This is a genomic window from Stagnihabitans tardus, from assembly GCF_009925085.1.
GTDB classification, from domain to species: domain Bacteria; phylum Pseudomonadota; class Alphaproteobacteria; order Rhodobacterales; family Rhodobacteraceae; genus Stagnihabitans; species Stagnihabitans tardus.
The window spans coordinates 119245-142774 of record NZ_JAABNR010000003.1 but is presented as its reverse complement, the minus strand read 5'-3'; the positions used below and the strand labels follow the sequence as shown (position 1 = coordinate 142774).

Below are 23530 nucleotides of genomic sequence, written 5' to 3'. Positions count from 1 at the left end.
GGCCCTGTTCAGGCCGCTTCCGCCGCAGGCAGCCGCGCCACCAGCTTCTCGAAGTTGGCCATGGACTGCAGGTGCAGATAGATCAGCTCGGCCGCATCGGTCTTGACCAGTTCGGCCAGCTTATCGGCCGGCAGTTCCCGCAGCTTCTCGCGGTTCACCACGTGGAAGCCCGAAAGCGCCGATTGCCCGCCGCCCGGACGGGTCACCCGCGCCTCATGCGGCTCCAGCACACCCAGGCCCGCCAGAAGCCTGCCGAAGGCGCGCGTCCGCTGGTGCTCGGTCTGGTAGGCGTTCACGAAATCCAGCATCCGCGACAGGTAAGCCGTGCGCTCGCCATTGTCGAAAAGCTTCTCGCCCTTGGCGCCGCTGCGGTCGATGGCCGTGCAGGCCTCGTCGATGCACAAAGTATAGGTCTGCCCATCCTCGGAGGACGAGAAAACAAAGGGATAGCGGCGGACGAAGGCGGGCACATAGCGCGCATCCCAGCCCTTGTCATTGACGAAAAGCCCTGCGTCCTTGTCGAAGCCCAGGATGGCGACCGGCACGGCCTCTTCGCCGTCCAGGGTGAAGACGATGGGATATTCCTGCGCGGCCAGAAGGAACTCGGGGATCGTCACCGGGACGGAGTTCGTCGCGGCGGCAAAGCTGAAATCGGTGATCGGCGCGACAGACCAGTCGGCATGGCGCGACAGGGAAATCGGCGTCACCAGCTCGTAGAACAGAAGTTGTTTGGTCATGGCTCCTCCAGGGGATGTCAAAATGGAATAACGAAAGCACTGGCGCCAAGGCTTGCGGAATCGGATTTTGTTGTCAATCCTCCTGAAAGGTTTTGGGCAAGGCATTGGGGGCGGCTGTGAGACAAGGGGCATGGGTCGTGGCATTCTGCGTTCTGGCCTCGGGCGCCCGGGCCGAGGTCGTGGATTGCCTCGTGACCCCAAGCGCCCAGGTCGACCTGGTCTTCGCCGTGCCCGGCCTGATCGCCGAAGCGGCGGGGGATCGCGGTTCGGTCGTCCACAAGGGCGACATGCTGGCCCGGCTGGACACCACGGTCGAAGAGGTCGCGCTGAAATTCGCCCAAGAGCGCGCCGGGGCCCATGCGGCCATCGACGCGGCCCAGGCCCGGCTGGAGGCGGCAACGAAAAGCCTGGAGCGGGTGCAGTCCCTGGCCGACAAGGGCCTTGCGCCCCAGGCCGATGCCGACCTCGCCCGGCTGGAGCGCGACCAGGCCGCCAACGAGCTCCGCGACCGGCAAGAGACCCAAGCCGCCGCCGCGCTGGAGATCGAGCGCAATGCCGCGCTTCTGGATCAGCGGCGGCTTTACAGCCCGATCGACGGCGTCATCGTCGACCGCCTGGCCGAGCAGGGCGAGTTCGTCGACCGTCAGCCGGTCTTTCGCGTCGCCCGGCTCGATCCCCTGCATGTCGAGGTCATCGCGCCGGACACCGCCTTTGGCCGCGTGAAGCGGGGCGACCGGTTGGAGGTGATCTTGCAAAGCCCCGCCGATCTGCGCGTCTCGGCCGAGGTCTCGGTGGTCGATGGCTTCGTCGATGCCGCCTCGGGGACCTTCCGGATCCGCCTGGAACTGCCCAATCCCGAGGGCAAGATCACCGCCGGTTTTCGCTGCGCGCTGGACCTGCCGACGGGCTGATTGGTTAATGAAACCTCAATAAAACTTGCCCAGAATCGGTCTTCGAGCTAGGCTTCTGGCAACCACCTCGCCTTTCGCGGGGTCCATTTCATTTACCGACCTGTTTTCGGGTCATTTTTTCGCGGGGCAGACATGGGCTTCCAGAACTTCCTTACGGCTTTCGGCAATCGCGCCTCCCGTCGGAAACTGCGGGCCCCAAGGCTCTGGCAGGCCCTGACCCGCAAGACGGAGCCCAGTCTGCCGCCCCTCTTCTTCGAAACGCTCGAGCCCCGGCTTCTCTTGTCGGCGACGCCCTTCACCTTCACCGCTGCGCCCCTGATCGCGCAGAACCTGGCCATCGGCATCGTCGATGTGCTGGGTGTGCCCACGGTGCAGCTGACCAATGCCACGACCGGGGCGCTGATCCAGAGCCGGGCGCTGGTCGATGTGTCGGACATCACCCTGACCCTGTCTTCGCTGAACGACCGCGTCACCATCACCTCGGATTTCACCGGACGCGTCACCGGAACGATCATCGGCGGAGGCGGCACGGACCGCATCATCGGCGCGGCCAAGGGGGCCTATGCGGTCACGGGTCTGAACACCGGCACGGCGCTGGGCCTGGGCTTCTCGTCGGTCGAGGCGCTGACCGGGACCTCGGGTTCCGATCTCTTCACCCTGTCCTCCGTGGGCTCTCTCAGCTCGGGCATCGACGGGGCGGGCGGGACGGACCAGGTCCGCATCACCGGGGGCGCGCTTTCGACCACGATGACGGCGACCGGCACCACCACGGCTTCGCTTTCGGTCAACTCTGGCCTGATCACCCGCGTCACGGCGATTGCCAATGTCGAGACCGTCTCGGACCTGACCACGGCCACGGCCCGCAGCGCCATCGGCTCGGGCCTGGCCGAGGCCATGACGATCAGCCAGTCGCGCGGCGTCACGCTGGTGACCTTCAACGCGGGTCTCGCCTTCTCCTTCACGCAGGCGAATGGCACGGTTTCGGTGGCCGAGGGCGCGGGCCAGGGCAGCATCACGGTGACCAGCGGCCTGGGCTTCGGCAGCCTGGCGCTGAGCCTCCAGGCCGAGACGCTGGAGGCCGGGGCCTTCATCATTCAGACCAAGTCGGATGGGGCGGTGTCTTTCCTGGCCCAGGCCACGCCCATTGCGGTTGGCGGCACGATCGGCGGGATCGGCGCCTCGATCGACACGGGTTCGGCCCTCGTCACGATGAAGGGGACGACGATCACCTCCGGCTCGGTCTCGATCCGTTCGGTGGTCGAGATGACGACCACGGTCAATGCCAGCACGATTGCGGTCGGCGGGTCCAATGTCTCGGCACAGATCTCGCTGATCGGTGTCAACCTGACGGCGGCGACCTCCAGCGTCTTTGTCCAGGCCAACAGCTTCTCGGCGGTGAATGTGACGGCGACGGCGGCGGCGGGCAGCAGCTCGGGCGTCGATGCGGCCCTGGCCTATGCGCAGATGCGCAACCGGACCGAGGTTCACCTGGAAGACAGCGCCATCGCGGCAGCGACCGAGGCGACGGTCCAGGCCTTGCATCGCGGGTCGGTGCAGACCCTGGCGGATGGGCTGGCCTCGACGGCCACCAGTGCCGGGGCCATGACGGCGGTCAGCTTCATCGACAGCCTGACCCAGACCCGGCTGGTCGGCAGCTCCAGCGTCAAGGTCGGCGCGGGAGCCATGATCTCGGCGGATGGCTCGAACACGGTGACCACGACGGCCAAGGCCGGGACGGGCGGCGCGACGGGCACCGGTTCGACGCGGTCGGAGGGGCAACTGGCCGCTGCCAACGCAAGGACGCCCGATGGGGCGGTGACCGTGGCGGCCGCGGTGGCCATCACCCGGGCCCAGCACGAATCCAGCGTCCTCATCGCCTCGGACCTGGCGTTGGACGGGCCGGCCGCGCTGATCTCGGCGCGCGGGACGCAAAGCCTGGTGACCACGGCCGATGCCTCGACCGCTTCGGGCGCCGTGGCGGCGGCTGTGGCGATGAACCTGGCCAACTCGTTGGAATCGGTGCATGTTTTCGGCAAGGTTTCCACGGCCTCCCCCCTGACCATCGAGGTCGGAGAGCGCGATCTGCGCAGCCCCACGGTCGTCGAGGCCAATGCGACCTCGGGCGCGGGGTCGACCAAGGTCGCCGGCGTGGCGGGAGCCCTGGCGCTGAACGACGTGGACGACAGCCGCCGGATCGTGCTGGCGACGGGCTCGGCCCTGGTCGCCTCGGCGCCGGTGCAGATGAACCTGCGCGCCAATGCCATCGACCGCGCCACGGCCAAGGCGGCTGTGACCGGGACGGCGACTGTCGGCGTCGGCGCTTCGGTGGCGCTGAACCTGTCGAACCGCGATTCCGACATCACGCTTGACCTTGGCGCCTCTGTTTCGGTCCTGTCCGGTGACCTTTCGATGGCCATCGACACGGTGACGGCAGCGATCACCACGGCGCAGGGCGGGGCAGCGGGCGGGATCGCCACCTCTCCCGCCTTTGCCATGACTCTTTCGGACAACGACTCGACCCTGGCCCTGCGCGGCGGGCCCGACATGGACCTGGCCAAGGGCATCTCGGCCAGCCTTCTTCACCGCGAGACCGTGACGACCACGGCCCAGGGCAGCGCTTTCGGCTCGACGGCGGCGGTGGGCGCTTCCGTGGCGCTGAGCTTGGGGCAGCAGGATGCCCTGGTGCAACTGGACCGCGTGATCGCGGCGCCCTCGGCCAGTTTCTCGGCGCGGCAGATGCTGGACACCTCGACGGTGGCGATTGCGGCCTCGGGCGGGGCCAAGTCGGGCAGCGCCACCAATGCCGATCAGCAGGGCACGGCGGCGACCGATTTTGCGGGCAAAGAGGCAGGGACGGGTCTTTCGACCCCTTCGGCCAACACGACCCAGGGCCAGATGGGCCTGGCCGCAGCCCTGGCCATCGGCTTGCAGCACGGCTCGACGACGGCGCGGGTCAGCGCCTCGGGCGGGGTCAAGGGCGGCAACGCCTCGGTGACGGCGGGAACGGATGTCGATGCGACCGTGACGGCCGATGGCTCCGTCGTCGTTGCCTCGGCGGACAAGGCGGTCAACATCGGCGTGGGCGCGGCGGTGGCGCTGAACCTGGCCGAACTGCCGACGACGGCGGAGGTCCTGGGCAACATCGACGGCGGCGCGGTGATCTCGGCGACCGAGGGCGACGGCGCGGACCTTTCCTCGCCCGGTCGTTCGGTTCTGACGACCAAGGCGGTTGCGGGCTCTGGCGCCTCGAGCTTTGGCCTGGCCGGGTCCTTTGCCCTGACGCAAGAGCGGCTGGAGACGACGGCGCTCCTGGCCGATGGCGCCTCGGTCAGCGGAGCGCTGCGGCTGGCGGCCTCTTCGGCGGTGACGGTCGATACCCTGGCCACGGCGGATGCGAAACTGGGCGCGGGCTCTGGCAAGGCGACGGGGGCCGGCATCGGCATCGGCTTCGGCCTCTCGCTGGTCAAGGGTCAGACCACGGCCACGGTCGGAGGCCTGGCCAGTCCCGGGGTGGTGAGCCTGGCCATGCAGGCCGACAGCGACCGGCTGATCACGACGCGCGGCCAGGCCGGTGTGGCCGGAGCGGGCGTGGCCGTCACGCCCTCGGTCGCCATGACGATTTCCGACACCGTGGCCCGGGTCGCCTTGCCTGCCGGAGCGGCGATCAGCCTTTCGGGCCCGCTGAGCCTTCAGGCCACCAACAAGGTCGATTCCACGACGGAATCCCGGTCTTCGGCGGCGGCCTCCACCGCCGCGCTGGGCCTGTCCTTTGCCCTGTCCAGTCTTGAGGATTCCGCTGCCGTGACGGTTCAGCGCGGCGTCACGGCGACGGGGATTTCGCTTGTGTCGAGCCTGATCATGGACGGCAAGACCAAGGCCGAAGCCTCGGCGGCGGGCGTGTCGCAGCCCGCAGGCAGCTCGACGGACACGGCGGATGAACAGACCGCCGAAATGTCGGCCTTTGCCAGCGGTCAGGGCTCGGGGCTGGCCACGGGTCTGCCCTCGGCACAGGGGGCGGAGGGTGGCTTCGGCCTGGGCGCCGCCGTGGCGCTGGGGCTGCTGGGCGGGTCCTCGCTGGTGCAGGTCGGTGCGGTGCCGCTGGTTTCGGCCGATGAGATCTCTGCCCGGGCCCTGGCCGATGTCGATGGCGAGACGGTGGCGGATGGTTCGGTCGTCGCGCAATCGGCGACGACGCGGCCCTCGGTCGGGATCGGGGCGGCCGTGGCGATCACCGTGGCCTCGACCTCGGTCCAGGCGCTGGTGGAGGGCACGCTTTCCGCCGCCAAGGCCCTGAGCCTTGAAGCGGGCATGGCCGATGACAAGTCCGAGACCCTGCGCGACCAGATCACCACCCGGGCCGTTTCCGGCGTGGGTTCGGGCGATCTTGGCGCCTCGACGGCGGCGCTGACCGGGGCCTTTGCCCTGACCAAGGGCAATGTCGATGCCACGGCGCGGATGGCGGCGGGCAGCTCGGCTTCGGGGGGCGATGTTTCGCTGGCATCGGCCCGCAAGACCTTCCTGTCCACCACGGCGACGGCGGATGCGACCAGCGTCAAGGGGCGCGGCCTGGGCATCGGGGCCGCGCTTGCGCTGACCCTGGCCGATATCGACGCCACGACCTCGGTCGAGGCGGGGGCCGGGCTCTCGGCCCTGGGTCTGCTTGCGATGTCCAGCAGTTCCGATACCACGGTGACCGGGGCGGCCCAGGCCGGTGCGGCGGGCGGCAAGGTGGCGATTGCGCCCTCTGTGCTGATCGTCTCGGCCACGGGCTCGGCCCTGACCGAGCTGCAAGGCGGGGCTGCGACGACCACGGGCAAGGCCACGCTTTCGGCGCTGGACACCCTGACCGTGACGGTCAATGCGGGCTCTGCCGCCAGTGCCACGACGGCGGCGCTCGGCGTCACGGTGGCCCTGGTGATCGACGCGCAGACCGCGACGGTCAGTGTCGCGCGGGCCCTGGTGGCCGAGGGGGATATCTCTCTGACCGCCACGCAGAAGACCGATATCATCGCGGGGGCCGTGGCTTCGGCCAAGGGCGTGTCCGAGGCGACGACGGGCACGGGGGCTTCGGATGCCACGGGGCAGATGGGCAGCCAACTGGGCTTTGCCAATGGCTTGCAGGGCACTTCGGCGACCGCGCCGGCGGCCCAGGGCTCTTCGGGCAGTTTCGGTCTTGCGGCGGCGCTGGCGCTGTCGGTGATCAATGGCGGCGTGCTGGCCCAGGTGACGGCGACCGGTGCGCTGACCTCGACCGCCGGAGCGGTGACGGTCGAATCCCAGGCGGATTCCGACAGTTCGATCACGGCGGATGCCAGCGTGGTCAAGGGCACGGCGGCCTCGGACCCTGCGGTGGGCGTGGGCGCGGCGGTGGCGATCACCGTGGCGACCCGCCAGACCCGAGCCCTGGTCGAGGGCGCGATCTCGGCGGCGAGTTCGGTGCGGGTGGCGGCCATGATGGCGGCGGATCCCGAAAGGTCCTTCCTGCAAGCCAAGGCGGTTTCCGGCGTCGGCGCGACCAAGGCCGCGGTCTCGGGCGCCTTTGCCATGATCATCGACGGGCTGAGCTCCAGTGCCAGCCCCGGCACGGCTGCCTCGGTCTCGGGCGCCTCGATGGAGTTCGAGTCGATCACCCAGACGGTGGCGATCGCCACGGCCTCGGCCGATGGGTCCCTGGGCAGCGCCGGGGGCGGCGTGGGCGTCGGCGCGGCCATGGGCATCGTCCTGACAAATGGCCAATCCATGGCCAATATCGCCGGAACAGTGACGCTTGTGGGCGGAGCGCTGAAGCTGAATGCCGTGTCCGAACGCGGCATCGGCGCGGCGGTCAAGTCCGGCGCGACGGGGGGCAGCGTCGGCGTCGCCCCCGCCGTGGCCCTGACCATCGACACGGCGCGGACCACGGCTTCGCTGGCGGCTGGCAGCGCGCTCTTGCTGACCGGAGATGTCGCGATCACCGCCAGGGCCACGCTGACCTCGGTCAACATCGCGGCCTCGGCCGGGACGGGGACCACGGCGGGCCTGGGCGTCAGCTTTGGCCTTGCGGTGATTTCGGGCGATGTCCGGGCCTTCAGCGCCCGCGCCATCACGACCGATGGCGCCATTTCGATCGGCGCCAGCAGCAACTCCGACACGATCATGAACATCCAGGCCTCGGCCGGAGGCGTCAGCAGCACGACCTCGGGGACGGCCTTGCCCCAGGCCGATGCGCAGATCGCCCGCGAGACGGCCTTTGCCGGAACCCTGGGCGGCACGGTGGCGACCCCGCCCTCGGCGGCAACCTCGGGCGGGAAATTCGGCCTGGCGGCAGCGATTGCGCTTTCGATCGTCACCGGCCGGGTCGAGGCCAGGGTCGATATCGGCGCCCCGCTGGTCAGCCGGAACGCCAGCATCGAGGTCAAGGCCCTGTCGGATGTCGATTCCACCATCATGGCCGATGCCAGCGTGGTGAAGGACAATCCTGCGACGCGGACCGATGTCGGCGTCGGCGCGGCTGTGGCGCTGAACCTGGCCAACCGGACCACCCTGGCCCGGGTGCGGGCCGACCTCACGGCCTTCAAGGGCATCGAGATCATGGCGGGCATGGCGCCGGATGGCACCACGGTCAACCGCTCGACGCTCAACAGCCTCGCCGTTTCGGGGGCCGGCGGGAACAATGTCGCGGTGGGCGGCTCTTTTGCCATGAACCAGGTCAACCTCGACGCCTTGCCCGAGATCGGCTCGGGCGTCGTCCTGGATGGCGGAGCGGTCGGCGTGAAGCTTGGGGCCGTGACCCTGGTGAAGTCCGACGTCAAGGCCTCGGCCAGCGCGGCGCTTGGGGCTGCGGGTGGGACGGGGGTCGGCGTCGGCGCGGCCTTTGCGCTGAACATCCTGGATTCCGATGCGACCATCGCACCGCTGGCAAGCATCACCTTCAAGGGCGCCGGCCTGACGCTTGAGGCCAACACAGACACCGAATCCAGCCAGACTGCCCAGGCCGGAGCCCGCGATGGCACGGTCTCGGTCGCTCCGGCGCTTGCGCTGGTGGCGGCGACGAACACGGCCTCGGTCACGCTGTCGGGCCTGGCCAAGGTCACGCTTTCGGGCGGGCTGACGCTTGACGCCAAAGAGCGCACGATCACCACGGGCACGGCGGAATCGGCGGCGGGGTCCGGGGGCACGGCGGTCGGCGCCGCGGTGGCCCTGGCGGTGATGGAGAACAGCGCCTCGGCGCTCTTGGCGCGTCCGGTCACGGCCACGGGCGACATCTCGGTCCTTGCCGCGCGGCAGACCGGGGTGACGCTGAACGCCAAGGCGCTGGCCTCGGGGGCGACGCAGTCCTCGACCGGAGGATCGGCCAATGGGGATCAGCAGATCGCGCGGGAGCTGGGCTTCCTGAACGGGGCGGGCGGCACCTCGGGCGCGGCGGCACCCTTGCAGGCGCCCGATGCCAATGGCACGGCCAAAGGCGTCGGCATCGCGGCGGCCCTGGCGCTCTCCATCGTCACCGGAGGGGCCACGGCGGAGATTTCCAGCGGCGTCCAGACCACGGGATCGGTCTCGGTCGCGGCGCGGGGCGATACGGACAGTTCGGCCACGGCGGATGGCAAGGCAGTGGGCTCGTCCCAGCGTGGCGTGGGCGTGGGGGCCGCGGTGGCGGTCAACATCGTTCCGGCCTCGGTCCTGGCGCGGGTCAGCGCCGGGGTGGAGAGCGCGGGTCTGAAGATCACGGCGGCCGGGCTTGAAAACGACCTGACCCCAGTCAACACGATCTCGGCCCGGGCGGTTTCGGGGGCAGGGGCGGCCAATGTCGGCGTTTCGGGTGCCTTTGCGCTGAACATCCAGACCATGAAGTCGACGGCGATCCTTGCGGCCTCGACCGCGCAGGCGCTGACCGGCGATGTGGCGATCCTGTCGGATTTCGCCTCGGACAACACGGCCATCGGGTCTTCGATGACGGTGATCGAGGGCGGAACTGCGACCTCTTCCTCGTCCGGTGTCGGGGTCGGTCTGTCCTTCGGGCTGAACCTGGTGCAAAACGACGTTCTGGCGGCCGTGGCGGATGGCGTGGCGATCTCGGGCGGCCAAAATGTCTCTATCAAGGCGGAATCCGACATTGTCAGCCTGACCAAGGCCAAGGCCGGGTCGGGTGGCAGCGTCGGCATCTCGCCGTCTTTGGCGCTTCTCGTCTCGGGTTCCACGACCGAGGCGCGGCTGGGGACGGGCACGGCCCTGGCGCTGACGGGCGGCTACGAGGCCACGGCGCGGCAAAGCCATGATGCGACGCTGGAGTCCGATTCCTCGGCCAAGGCCGACAAGGTCGCCGTCGGCGCGGCGGTGGCCCTGGCCATCCTGCCCGAGCGGGCCTTCATCACCACCTCGCGGTCGATCACGGCGGCAGGGGATATCACGCTTTCGGCCGATCTCTTGTCGAATGTGGCCAGCACGGCCAAGGCCTCGACCAATGGCGTGACGCCGGGGGCAGGGCCCTCGACCGCCAATGCCCAGACGACGGCGCTGTCGGGCTTCGCCGATGGGCTGACCGGACAAAGCACGGCGGCGACGACCGGAGCCCAGGCGGGCGGAGCGGGCGGCAGCCAGGCGGTGGGCGTCGCGGCAGGCCTGTCCGTGAACATCCTGAACGCCAGGTCCGAGGCGATCCTGCTGACCGGGCTTTCGCTGGTCAGCGGCGGCCAGGTGACCCTGCGCGCGGCGATGGATGTGGATGCCAGCGCCACGGGCGACGGCTCGACCTCGGACACCACGGTGGGCGTGGGGGCGGGCGTTGCGCTGAACGTGGTGGCTGCGAACAACGAGGCGCGGGTTGACGGCCAGGTGAAAGCCGCCGGTGCAGTGACGATCCAGGCCCGGATGAGCGCCCAGGGCGACGGACGCCATGCGCTTGCGGCCGAGGCCATCGCCGGGGCGGGCAAGACCGAGGTCGGCGTGGCCGGTGCCTTTGCCATGAACATCTCGACCATCTCGACGACCGCGCGCCTGACCGGCTCCATCGAGAGTCAGGGCCAGGTCACGATCTCGGCCACCGGGCGCACGCAGGACACTGCGACGGCGCGGGCCAAGACCAGCGGCTCTGGTGCCGAGGCCCGGACCGTGGGTGTCGGCGCGGCCATCGCGATCAACATCCTGGACGACGATGTCCTGGCCGAAGTCGCCGAGGGCGCGGGCCTCGGGGCCCTGCAGGGTCTTTCCATGACGGCCAATGGGACGCATTCCGGCTTTGCGACGGCCAGCGCTGGCACGGCGGGCTCGGTTGCCGTCAGCCCTGCGGTGGCGCTGAACGTGGTGTCCAACCAGACGGCGTCGAACCTTCTGGCGGGCGCAGACCTGGTGACGCTGGGCGCGGCAGAGCTGATGACGACCCATTCCGGCGCCTATTTCACCACGGCCGATGCGGCTGCGGGCGGCGCGAATGTCGGCGTTGGGGCGGCGGTCGCGGTCAATATCGTCACCGATGCGGCCCAGGCGATCCTGGCGCGCAATCTCACGGCGGGCGGCGCGGTGACGGTCCAGTCGGTCAGCCGGATCGGCAGCAGCGCCACGGCCAAGGGCGGCGCCAAGGGCAATTCCGGTGACGCGGGCAATGCCGATCAGCAGGCCAACCAGGCGGTGAACAACAACGGCGCGATCCTGTCCGAGGCCGGGGCCCAGACCCTGCCCAAGGCCGAAGACGCGGTCCAGACCGGCTCTGACACGGCGCAGGGCGCGACCGGACGCAGCGCCGGGGCGGTGGGCGTCGGCGCGGGGGTCGCGGTCAACATCGTCACCACCGAAAGCCGGGCCGAGATCCGCGACGGTCTGACCGTCCGCTCGGGCACCGACCTTGGCGTCAAGTCGACGTTGGAGATCGACGCGGGCGCCCATGCCGAGGGCACGGCGCTTTCGTTGCAGAACAAGGCGGGCATCGGCGCGGCGGTGGCCTTGAACGTGGTCACCGCCTCGAACCTGGCGCTGGTGGGCAAGGAGGTGACGCTGGAGGCGGGCAAGTCGCTGGAGGTCTCGGCGCTGCAACCGACGCCGGAAAAGGGCACTTCGGCCAACGGGATCTTTGCGCGCGCCTTCGCGGGCGGCGGCGCGGACCAAGTCGGCGTCGGCGGCTCGATCGCCGTCCAGGTCACGACCTTCGAGGCCCTGGCGCGGCTGGGTGACGGCTCGGTGACCAAGGTGCAGGGCGATGCCCTGGTGCGGGCGGATTCCTTCTGGGAGGTGCAGAACGCTGCCGCCGCCGGGGGCTTTGGCCAGACGACGGGCGTCGGTGCGGCGGTGGTGGTGAACATCGCGACCATCGGCGGACATGCCGAGGCGCGGGGGACCAGCCTGGACGTGGCGGGCGCCCTGAAGATCGAGGCGCAGACCTCTTACGCGCCGATCAAGACCAAGCTGGTGGCCGGGGTGGATTACGAGATGACCTCGATCGCCCTGGGTGGCGGGGTGACAACGGGCGCGGCGGGGGTTGGCGGGTCGGTCACGGTGGATATCGCCAATATCGACACACAGGCCCTGATCGTTCCGAATGCGCTGGTGAACCAGGCGGGCCTGGCGCCCCTGGTCAATCAAAGCGTCACGCTCAGCGCCTTGCAAAGCGTCGTCCTGCGGTCGGGCACGGGCGGTTTCGGCGGAACCTTGGGCAATGCCGGCGTGGGCGCGGGCATCACGGTGGGCGTGATCAACGACACGGTCAGCGCCGAGATCGGTGATGGGGCGACGGTGAATTCCGCCGGTGCAGTCTCTGTTTTCGCCTCGGGCGCGGTGGATCGCGTCGGGATCGCGGGCAGCTTTGGCCTGTCGCTTGGGACGGTGGGAGTCGGAGGCTCGGTCCTGGTCGATGTGCTGAACAGCCGGACCACGGCGCGGGTCGGCACTGCGGCCAAGGTGGCTGCGGGCGGGCTCACGATCTCGGCGGGCGACAATGACACGCTGGTCTATGTCGTGGGCGCGGTCGGTGCTTCGGGCAATGTCGGCGTGGGTCTTGCGACCTCGACCGTGACCCATATGGACCGGGTCGAGGCGCTTTTGGGCGACAGTGCCACGGTCACGACCTCGGCCGGGCTGCGGGTCCTGGCCAATTCGGTCGAGGACCTCTCCATGGTCACCGTGGCGGGGGCAGGCGGGGCGACGGTGGGGGTTGCGGCCTCTCCGGCGGTTTCCGTGCTGAACGAGACGACGACGGCGCGGATCGGCAATGCGGTCAACGTCGTGGCGACCAAGGGGGTCGGCGAGAGCTTTGACGTCGATATCAACGCCAGCGACACGACGCGCAGCTTCAAGGTCACCGGGGCGGCCAGCTTTGGCGGCTCGGCCGGGGTGGGCGCCGGGGTGGATACGACGACGCTGATCAAGCGGACCGATGCGATCCTGGCGGCCACGGCGCAGGTCGCGGTCCAGGGATCTTTGGAAATCCGTGCCCGGAGCCAGGAGGATGTCACCTCCTTGGTCATGGCCGGGTCGGGCGGTGGCGTTGCGGTCTCGGGCGCGGTGGGCGTCGTGGTGGCCGATCTGCAAACCCGCGCCTTCATCGAGGGCACGGCGGCCAATGCGCCGGTCAAGACAAGGGTCGATGCCCAGGCCAATGTGATCGTCGAGGCGCTGGACCAGTCGGAATACGACCTTTTCGCCGGAGCCGTCTCTGTTTCGGGCTCGGCCTCGGTCGGGGCCTCGGCCTTCGTGCCGGTGGTGAACAAGCGGACCGAAGCCTTCATCGGCACGGCGGCGGATGTGACGGCCCGGGCGCGGGGCGCCTTGGGCTTTGTCCTGGATGGCACCTATGGCGAGGTGGTGAACGAGCCGGACAAGAACCCGACCGATGTGACGGTGCGCGGGTCCGGGGCGGGGACGATGCCGATCACCGCGACCAAGGGCAAGGTGAATGGGCCGATCACCGACACCAATGGCGATGCGGTGGACACGAGCTATGAGGGCCACCCGCGCGCGGGCTTCGCCATCTCGCTGGTGCCGAAGAATGCGGGCGTCCAGGGCGTCGTCGTCTCGGCGGTCTCTGCCGATGACGTGGCGACCATGGCGCTGAACGGCGGGGTTTCGGGCGGGGTCGCGGTGGCCTTGTCGGGCGAAGTCGGGGTTCTGAACATCACCACCTCGGGCCGGATCGACGATGCGGCGAAGATCAACAAGGCCACGGGCGTCGAGGGTGCGGGCCAGGATGTCCAGGTCCTGTCCAATGAAAAGCTGGTGGTCCTGGGCGTCGCGGGCGCGCTGTCGGTGGCGGGGGCTGTCGCGGTCTCGCCCTCGGTGGCGGTCAGCGTCATCAACCTGGTGACCGAGGCCAAGATCGGAGCGGGCGCCGATGTCGAGGCGCAGGACAGCGTGATCCTGCGCGCGAGGGCCAGCGAGGATATCTCGACCTTCGTCATGGGGCTTGCGGCTTCGGGGACGGCGGCGGTGGGCGGTTCGGTCGGCGTCGTCGTGCTGAACAGCCAGACCACGGCGCATCTGGGCCGGATCGATGCCGAAGGCGACGCGGGGGCCACGCTGTTCGCGCGGCGCGATGCGGCGATCATGGCGACCGACGACACCAAGGTGACGATGATCGAGGGCGCGCTTGCCGGGGCCCAGGTCGGCATCGGCGGCTCGGTCGGCGTGGCCACGATCACCAAGGACACCAGCGCGCAAGTGGCCGGCTTCTCGACGGTCACGGTCCTGGGCGAGACTGTCGGAGGCCAGGGCCTGGCCGCCGCGCCGCTGGATCAGCGCTGGGACAATACCAAGGAATTCCGTGGCTTGATGGTTCAGGCCGGGGCGGATGAGCGGATCGAGACCCTGGCCATTGCGCTCGGCGTCGGCGCCTTTGTCGGCCTGGCCGGAGCGGTCTCGATCGCCGTGATCGACAGCGACACGACGGCGCGGATCGGCACCGGGGCGCAGGTCAACCAGGCCGCGCTGGGCGGGGTTGGGCAGCAGGTCCGGGTGGATTCGCTGAACCGCGTCACGGGCACGGCGGGTTCGGGCGGGGTCGGAGGCGCTTCGGTCGGCCTCGCGGGGGCCCTGACGGTGGGGGTGGTGCGCAATGCCACGACCTCGGTCATCGACGACAATGCGCGGGTGCAGGCGGGCGGCAAGATCCACGTCATCGCCCGGTCCTCGCAGGACATCACCTCGGTTGCGGCCAGCGGCGCGCTGGGCGGCTTTGCCGGGGCGCTGTCCATGGGCATCTGGAACATCGGCGGCGACTTCAATTCGGGCGGGGGCGAGGCGTCGGAATCCGATTGGGCCTCGACCTACCAGGCGGCGCTGACGGGCAATGAGGCGGTGCTGTCGGGAAGCAAGCTGATCTCCTTCTCGGGCTCGCGGGTGGATGCGGCGACCGACCAGATCATCATCGGAACCAAGGCGAATGGTCTGCGCGACGGAGACGCGGTGATCTACCGCTCCAGCGGCGGGACGATTCCGGGGCTGGTCTCGGGGCGGACCTATTACGTCGTCGATACCGGCAAGACCTTTGGCCTTTCGGAACGGCCCGGCGGTCCGATGATCGACCTGGGCTTCACGGTTGGGCGCAGCACGCATACGCTGGAGCTGGCGGATGGCGCCCGGGCCAATGCCGGGGTGACGGATGCGCGCAACCGCGTGGCGGGTTCGGGTCAGCCGAACCTCTCGTCCAGCCTCGTCGCGGATCCCTCATCCGAGGGCACGACGGCGCGGTTCGGCACGGGTGCCATCGTCATCGCACGGGAGGACATGAAGCTCGCCGCCTCGGATGACCTGGACTTCTTCCAGGTCGCGGGCAACGTGGTCGCGGGCGGCGCGGGCGTCGGCGCCTCTTTCGCCATCCTGGTCCATGACATGCCGGTCAAGGCAGTGATCGAGGGCGACAGCCAGATCCAGGCCCGCAGCACCGGCCTGGTGATGGAGGCGCGCTCTACCGAGGATATCAGCCAGATCGCGGTCGGCGGCGGGATCGGTGGCGGCGGCACGGTGACGGGCTCGGCCACTATCGCCGTCCTGCAAGAGACGACGACGGCGCGGATCGCCTCGACGGCGCAGGTTTCGACCGATTTCAACACTGGCGGGCGGCCGGATGTGAGCCTCCTGGCGCGGGACGAGACCGCGATCTCCAATGTCTCGGGGGCTGCGGCCTTCGACGGGACGGCCGGGGTGGGCGTCGGCCTTGACGTGGTGAGCCTGTCCAAGGACACGCTGGCCACGGTCGATGCCGAGGCCGTGGTGACCAGCGAGGGCTCGGTCCTCCTGCGGGCGCAATCCACCGAGGATATCGGCTCGGCGGTCTTTACCGGCGCGGTGGCGGGGACGACGGCGGCTTCGGGTTCGGCCTCGGTCATCGTGGCGAATATCCGCACCACGGCGCAGGTTGCGGGGTCTGAAACTACGGGGGCCACGGTCGATGCCCTGGGCAATGTGGTGATCGAGGCCGCGAGCGATGGCGAGATCGACATCTTCGCCGGCGCCATCCAGCTTTCGGGCGCGGTGGGCGTGGGCGGAGGTGCTGCGGTTCCGGTGGTCAAGCGCGTGACCCGGGCCGAGGTGGGCGACAACGCCAAGGTCACGGCCCTGGGTCTTTTGGGCGCGGACGAGATCCGGACGGGGACCTATCACGACGACTTCACCCTGCCGGGCACGGGGGATGTGGTCTCGACCGATGCGGGCGGCGGCTCTTCGGGCTATGGCGACCAATCGGTCAGCAAGGACAAGGGCAGCGAGGTTCCTGCCGGCCAGGAAACCCGCGACACCGATTACGACGACAGCTACGAGGGCTTCTCGGGCGCGGGCAAGGTGCATCACGCGGTGGCCGATGTGGCGCAGCGGACCGGGGTGCTGATCTCGGCCACGGGCAGCGACGACATATCCTCGATCGCGGCTTCGGGGTCGATTTCGGGCCTGGTCTCGGTCAATTTCTCGGGCGCGGTGGCTTCGGTGGAGAATACGGCCACGGCGCGGATCGGGCGGGCCCTGGTCAATGCGCCGGATGCCAGGACGCCGGGCAATGGCCAGTCGGTGCTGGTGCTGGCGGGTCAGGACCTGACGCTTCTCTCGGTGGCGGCGGCGATTGCGGCCAGCGGTGGCGGGGCGGTCTCGCCCTCGGCCTCGGTGGCGATGGTGGGTCTGCGCACCACGGCCGAGATCGGCGACAGCGCCCAGGTGACGGCGGCGGACAGCGTGATCGTCCAGGCCTCGGCATCCGAAGAGCTTGCGGTTCTGGGTGCGGGCGCGGCGGTGGGCGGAGCCCTGGGCTTTGGCGGGACTTCTGTCGTCCTGTCCCTGGGCAACGACACGACGGCGCGGATCGCGGGCGGAGCCGTGGTGACGGCGGATGGCTCGGTGCGCGTGGGCGCGCAGGATGACACGCGGGTCTTTGGCCTGGGTGGCGCGCTGGGCGCCTCGGGCACGGCGGGGGTTGGCGCCTCGGCCGATGTGGTGGTGATGCGCAAGGACACCCAGGCGCTGATCGAGGGCGGGGCCGAGGTCCTGGCGCGGGGTCAACTGGCCCATGGCACGGGCGGAAGCGCGCTGACCGGGATCAATGCGGACACCGGGGTGATTGGCTCTGAGACGGGCCTGCGCGGCGTGATCCTTGACGCGCGGTCCTCTGAAGACGTCACGCTGATCACCTTTGCGGGTGGCATCGGCGGGGGCTTTGGCCTGGGCGGCGCGGTGGCCGTCATCGTGTCGGACAGCGATACGCGGGCCGACATCCAGGACGGCGCCGTGGTGACGGCGGGGGATGGGAGCGGCGCGGCCATGGTGGTCGTCGGCGCCTCCAACGATTTCAGCGCCGATACCTTCACCGGGGCGGGCGGGCTTGGCCTTGCGGGCGTCGCGGGCGCGGTCACGGTCGGCATCCTGCGCAACGGGGTCGAGGCGCGGATCGGCGCGGCCCAGGTCACCTCGGAGGGCGATGTCCGGCTGCGGGCGCTTGCCACCCGGAACGTCGAGGGCATCGTCGCGGGCGGCGCGCTGGGGGCTGCGGCCCTGGTCGGCTCGATCTCGGTCTGGAACCTGGGCGGGACGGTCAACAGCGGATACAGCTATCAAGAGCAGACCGCGACCGGCTCCGGTCCGGACGATGCGGGCCTGTCGGGTGGCGCGACCAAGTCCGCGGACGGGCTGAACGGTGGCGATTACATCACCCCGCAGGACCAGGTCCTGAGCGGGTCGGATGGCAAGAAGGCCGACGGCTGGGAGCGTATCCTGGACGGGCGGAACCAGGGCACCGGCGGCGGCTCGTCGCGGGTGGCGCTGATCAGCGGCGGGGCGCGCAGCGATGTGGCGGCGGACGGGCCGGATGCGACCGTCCTGGGCAGCCAGTCCCTGACCCCCGGCGATATCGAGGGCACCGTCGCCCAGGCCGAGGGCAGCACGATCACCACCGATGGCGCGCTGGATGTGCAGGCGGCGGACCATCTGCGCTTCAGCTCGGTCGTCGGCGGCATCGTCGCAGGCGCCGTGGCGGGCGGGGCCTCGGTCACGATCCTGAACAACTCGATGGGCGTCAAAGCCCTGGTCAGCGGCACGATCATCGCCGGAGACCTGAACCTTGACGCCGAGAGCTTTGCCAAGACCCGCAGCGGCGCCTTCCTTGGCGCGGCGGGGGCCGTGGTCCTTGGGGCCCAGGTCTCGGTCGTGAACGACACTTCGGTGCGGCTGGCCAAGGTCTCGGACGGGACGATGGACATTGCGGGCAACTCGGTCGTGGCGGCCAAGCGGACGGCGCAACATGTCGTCCAGACCCTTGGCGTGACGCCGATTGCCGTGGCGGCGGCCGGGGTCTCGGTGGCCGTGGCCAATTTCGCCGGTTCGACCGCGGCGCAGACGACTTCGACGGCCAGCTTCAGCGACCTGCGCGGCACGGCGGGCACCCTGTCGGTCCGCGCCGATAGCGATGCCGTCGTCAAGACCGAGGCCTGGGGCTTCATCCTCGGGGCCTTTGCCCTGAACGGGTCGGTTGCCTGGGCCGAGGACAAGTCCACGACCCGCGCCAGCCTGAGCGGGCTTCTCTCCCTGCGCGGCGCGGCCGATGCGACGGCGACGGCCCTGTCAGAGGTGCGCGCCAAGGCCTCGGCGGTGAGCCTGGGCCTGGCGGGGTCGCTGTCGGCCGGCGTGGCCGTGGCGCGGATGGTGCCGGTGGTGACGGCCGAGGTCATCGCCTCGGGCCAGGCCAAGACCCTGTCGGCCTCGGCCCGGCTGAACCCGACGCCGGATGCCCAGCATGGCGCCTATGCGCTGACCTGGGCGGCTTCGGGCTCCTTGGTCCTGGGCGCTTCGGGGGCGATTTCGGTGGCGACGGCGGCGCCCACGGTGCTGGCCTCGACCAATGGGCGGGCGGACAACCGGGTGGCCTTCGCCAAGGCCGGGCTGAAGTCGGATGCCCAGTCCATGGGCTTTGCCGGAGGCTTCGTCGGCATCGGCGCGACGCTGGGCTTTGCCACCACGGCGGGCAGCGTCAATGCCGAGGTCAAGGGCATCTCGGCCGGAGCGGTCGCGGTCAATGCCATCGCCGACCTGCGGGCCAATACGCTCAGCCAGGGCGTCTCGCTGGGGATCATCGCGGACACCTTCAACGCCGCCATCTCGGATGTCTCGACCGTGGTGGGCGCGACGCTGACGGGCAATGTGCAGACCGGCCAGCCGGGGGTCATCCTGGTCAACACCGATGTCACCGGAGCCGCGACGGCCAATGGCGCGGGGACCCAGGTCGGCGCGGCCTTGGCCGGGGCGACGCTGACCTTCGCCACCTGGCGGAGCAGCGCGACGGCCTCTTCGACCGCGACGATCCAGGCGGCGACGGCGGTCTCCATCACGGCCTCGCAGAACGGCAAGGCGCTCTCGAATTCGGGCGGCTCGGGCGGGTCGAACCATGTGGGCCTTCTGGCCGCCTATGGTTCGGTGTCGCGCGCCACCGACACGTCGCAGACGCGGGCCGAGCTGGGGGGCACGGTGACCGGGACCGGCGCGCTGAAGGTCGTCTCCAGCGTGACCTCGGACACCGAGGCCAAGACCTCGGACCGCAGCTTCACCTTTGCGACCATCGGCATGTCGCAGGCCCTGGCGACCAACCGCGCCATCGGCACGGCCATCGTGCTGGGCAATGCCAATATCACGGCCCCGTCGATCGAAGTCTCTTCGGCGGGCAATCACTACAGCCGCGCGGATGGAGACGGCGCCTCGGCCGGGATGCTCTTCGGCCTCATCGGGGTCGAGGTGGTGAACACGATGCGCACCCAGGCGCTGGCGACCGTTGCGGCCGGGGCACGCCTGACCGCCGCGGGCCAGTTGCGCATCCTGTCCGACAACACTTCCGAGGCCGATGGCTCGGCCCATGGCGCGGTGGGAGCGCCCATCGCGGTGGGTGTGACGGTCGGACGGATGGACATGGGCGTGACCTCGCTGACCACGGTGCAGGCCGGGGCGCAGATCACGGGTGGAACGGTCACGATCAAGGCGACGGGCGGGCGCGATCCGGCGGCGGTGGCCGCAGATTACTCCTGGACCACGACCGATGTCAGCACCTCGCAGGACCTGATCCGGGTCGATGACCATGGTTTGGTGACCGGCCAGCAGATCATGCTGGGCACCAATGTTGCGACCTCCTGGGGCGATCCGGGCCGGGTCTATTCGGTCCTGACCGTGGACGGAGACCCCTCGGCCATCCGGCTTGGCGCGGGCTTCGACGCCCAGACCGGGGTGGATCCCACGAAGGACCGCATCACCTTTGCCAATCCCCATGGGTTCAAGACCGGCGACCAGGTGATCTACAACGCCCAGGGCGGGACCTCGATCATCAACAGCGCCTCGCCGCCTGCCACGCTCTTCGTCCTGGTCATCGATGCCCAGACGATCAAGCTGGTGAATTACAACCCGGTCAATGGCTTGACCGGCAAGTCCTTCGACGGCGCAGACGTCAACACGACCAATGGCCAGATCACCATCACCAACCACGGGTTCACCGAGGGAGAGCTGGTGACCTATCACCCGCCGACCCAGGTGACCTTCTCGGGCGCCCAGGTCGATCTGAACAGCCTTGGCACGGCCTTTGACACCACGACCAACACGATCCGCCTGTTGAACCACCAGTTCCAGACCGGCGACCGCGTGGTCTATTCCACCACGCTGAACGGCGCTTCGGGCGGGACGGCGCTGGGCGGGCTGGCTTCGGGGACCTCGTATTTCGTCATCCGGGTCAATGCCAACACGATCCGCCTGGCCTCGAGCCTCGCCAATGCCAATGCGGGAACGGCGCTGGCGATCTCGACCGAGCTGTCGCAGGGCGATGCGGCCTCGGACCAGGCGCGGCAGACGCAGCACGCGCTGCGCCCGCCGGCCGGAAGCGGCTTCTCGGGCGCGGTGGGCGGGCTGACCGATGGGGTGGCCTACAAGGTCAACCGCATCGACGCCAACACGATCCGGCTGGTCAATGTCGCGACCGGCGCGGCGATCACCAGCTTCAGCAGCGCAGGCGGCTCGAATGCCCATAGCCTTCTGCGGGAGGGTGTGGACCTGCGCGCCCGCAGCGGCACGCAAAGCGTCTATATCGACATCACCTCGACCGACAGCGGCACCTTGACCGGCGCCGGTGGTCAATCGCTGACCGACACGATCAGCCTGCCCTCGGACGGCCGCTCGCGGCTTCTGGTCGATGGCTTCGTCGCGGGGCTTGGCGGCGGAACCTCGAACACGGCTTCGCTGAACTACTTCGGGACGGTCAAGGTCGATATCATCGGCTCCAGCCTCTCGACGACGCGGATCAATGCGGGGTCGCTGGAAATCTCGGCCCTGCACAAATACGACGCCAAGGTGAACACCTCGGCCGGCGGGGTGGGGGGCCTGGCCATCGCCTCGGCGCGGGCCAATGCCAGCTACAACACGATCACCACGGTGCAACTGGGCGCGGATGCGGGCACGGGGGCGGTGCGGATCGTGGCCAGCGGCAATGCGCTGATCCAGGCGCAGCAGGCGACCAATGGCGGGGCGACGGCGGGGGCCTCGGCGGTCTCGGGCCTGAGCTTTGCCGATGCCGATGCCACGACGAACTCTGTCAACCAGACGACGACGGCGGTGGGGCGCAACACCTTCATCGAGGGCGCCTCGGTGACGCTGCGGGCGACGACGAACCAGGACCTGGCGACCGTGATGGATGTCTCGGCGGGCGGTCTGGGCGTTTCGGCCAATGCGGGCGAGAATCCGAACTCGGGGACCTTCGTGCTGACCGGTTCGGGGTCTTTCGTCACCATCGGGTCCGCGGCGCAGGTGCGGGCGTCGAACACGCTGACGGTCGATGCCAATATCAACGGCTCGCGGACCGAGACCAAGGCGACGACGCACAGCGGCGCGGCAGGGGGCGATTCCGATGCCCGCGCCCGCAGCGACGTGCAGGAAAGCGCCAAGGTGGTCGTCACCTCGGGCGCCATCCTGCAGGGTCTGGCCAAGGTCGTCCTCGATGCGCGGATCATGAACCACGCGGTCGAGGTCAAGGGCCGCGCCAACCTGTCCGGCGCCCTGGGCGACACGGATGCCGATGCCTTCGTCTCGGGCCGTTCGGCGGCCACGATCGAGGCCCAGGCCGGTGCGCTGATCCGCACGCCGGACCTGGAGGTCGATGTCAGCCAGGGCGCTCCGGGCCTTGTCGTCGACTTTGCGGCGGTCAAGAACGGGGCCTTCGGCGATTTTGGCGAGGAAAGGAGCAGCTCTACCCTGGATCAGCCGCAGGGCATCCAGTTCGACGCCAATGTCGAGCTGATGCGGCGGCCCTCGGGCAATGTCGTCCTGGTCATCGGCACGGATGGCCGCATCACCCAGGCGCAGAACGCGACGGCCGAGGGTGTCGGCGTGGGGGTCGATGTCGATGCCGACGGGCGCATCGTGGTCGACGCCATCGCGACCGAGGCCGATGGCGAGGCGACCTTCACCGGCGGGGCAGGCTCGACGCTGAAAGGCTCCGGCGGGGTCTGGACCGTGCAAAAGGGCCTGGGGTCGGTGAGCATCACCAACCTCTCGACCTCGACCCTGGTCTTGAACGCGATCAACACGACCAATGACACGACCTCGGTCGCGGCGCGGGACGTGGAGTTGAATGTTGCGAGTGCCGCGACCTTCACCTTCGACATCGTCACGAAATACGACATCGCCTCGGGGACGACCGATGACCAGCGCGTCACGATCCAAAGCCGGGGCGGGGTCGAAATCGCCGGGCGGATCAACAATCCGCTGGGCGTGACCTCGATCACCGCGACGGGGGCGATCCTCAAGACCTCGGTCGCCGGGATCATCGTGACGCGCGGGCTGGTGCTGTCCGCAGGGGGCAATGTCGGCGGCACGATGGCCGATGGCCGCCTGACGGTGGAGTTCGTCAAGGCCGATGGCAGGACGCCCGACGCCAGCTTTACCGTCGGCGGCGACCTGTCGTTCCAGGGCAATGTCTCCAAGCGCGACACGGCGGCCGGGGCGGTCACGGTGACGGTCTCCAAGCTTCAGGTGACCGGCGCGGCCGACCTGGTCCTGGCCGATGCGGTGGTGGCGACCAATGTCTCGGCCTCGGTGCCCAACGGGATCGTGGTGGGCGGTGGCGGCTTTGCCAGCGGCTATTTCCGCGAGTTCTTCCAGCCGGACAGCACCGGTGGAACGCTCTCGCCCGACAAGGTCGCGGTCTTTGGCACGGCCACCGGGGCCAGGGCCAGCACGGTCTGGAACTTTGCCGGCGTGGCGGTGGGCAGCGTGACCGCGACCGGGGTGGCCAGCGCGGGCACCACGGTGACGATCAACGGGCTGGCGGCGGGCTTTGCGGCCCTGGCGGCGGCACGGACCACGGTGCTTGACAATTCCGCCCCGGCGACGACGCTTGTCGCCGAGGATGAGGATTGGTCCGCGCCTTCGGGCATCAGCGGCGCGATCGATTGGTCGGGGATGGCGGCGTGACGCTGA

The 23530-nt window shown here is 69.6% G+C and carries 3 protein-coding genes; 2 read left to right on the top strand and 1 reads right to left on the bottom strand.

Translation table 11 applies throughout. The features are described from left to right. Positions 1–8: 8 nt before the first annotated feature. On the bottom strand, positions 9–737 hold the full coding sequence (locus tag GV832_RS04230; protein ID WP_168773588.1) for a SapC family protein: 729 nt from the start codon (positions 735–737) through the stop codon (positions 9–11). A gap of 137 nt (positions 738–874) precedes the next feature. On the opposite strand from GV832_RS04230, the gene GV832_RS04225 reads away from it, so the two are divergent. Then, positions 875–1648 (top strand): efflux RND transporter periplasmic adaptor subunit, encoded by a 774-nt coding sequence (locus GV832_RS04225; protein WP_168773587.1) that lies wholly within the window; start codon positions 875–877, stop codon positions 1646–1648. Between the two features lie 132 nt (positions 1649–1780). Beyond that, complete coding sequence (locus tag GV832_RS04220; protein ID WP_168773586.1) at positions 1781–23524, top strand: LEPR-XLL domain-containing protein; 21744 nt, start codon at positions 1781–1783, stop codon at positions 23522–23524. The last annotated feature ends 6 nt before the right edge of the window (positions 23525–23530 follow it).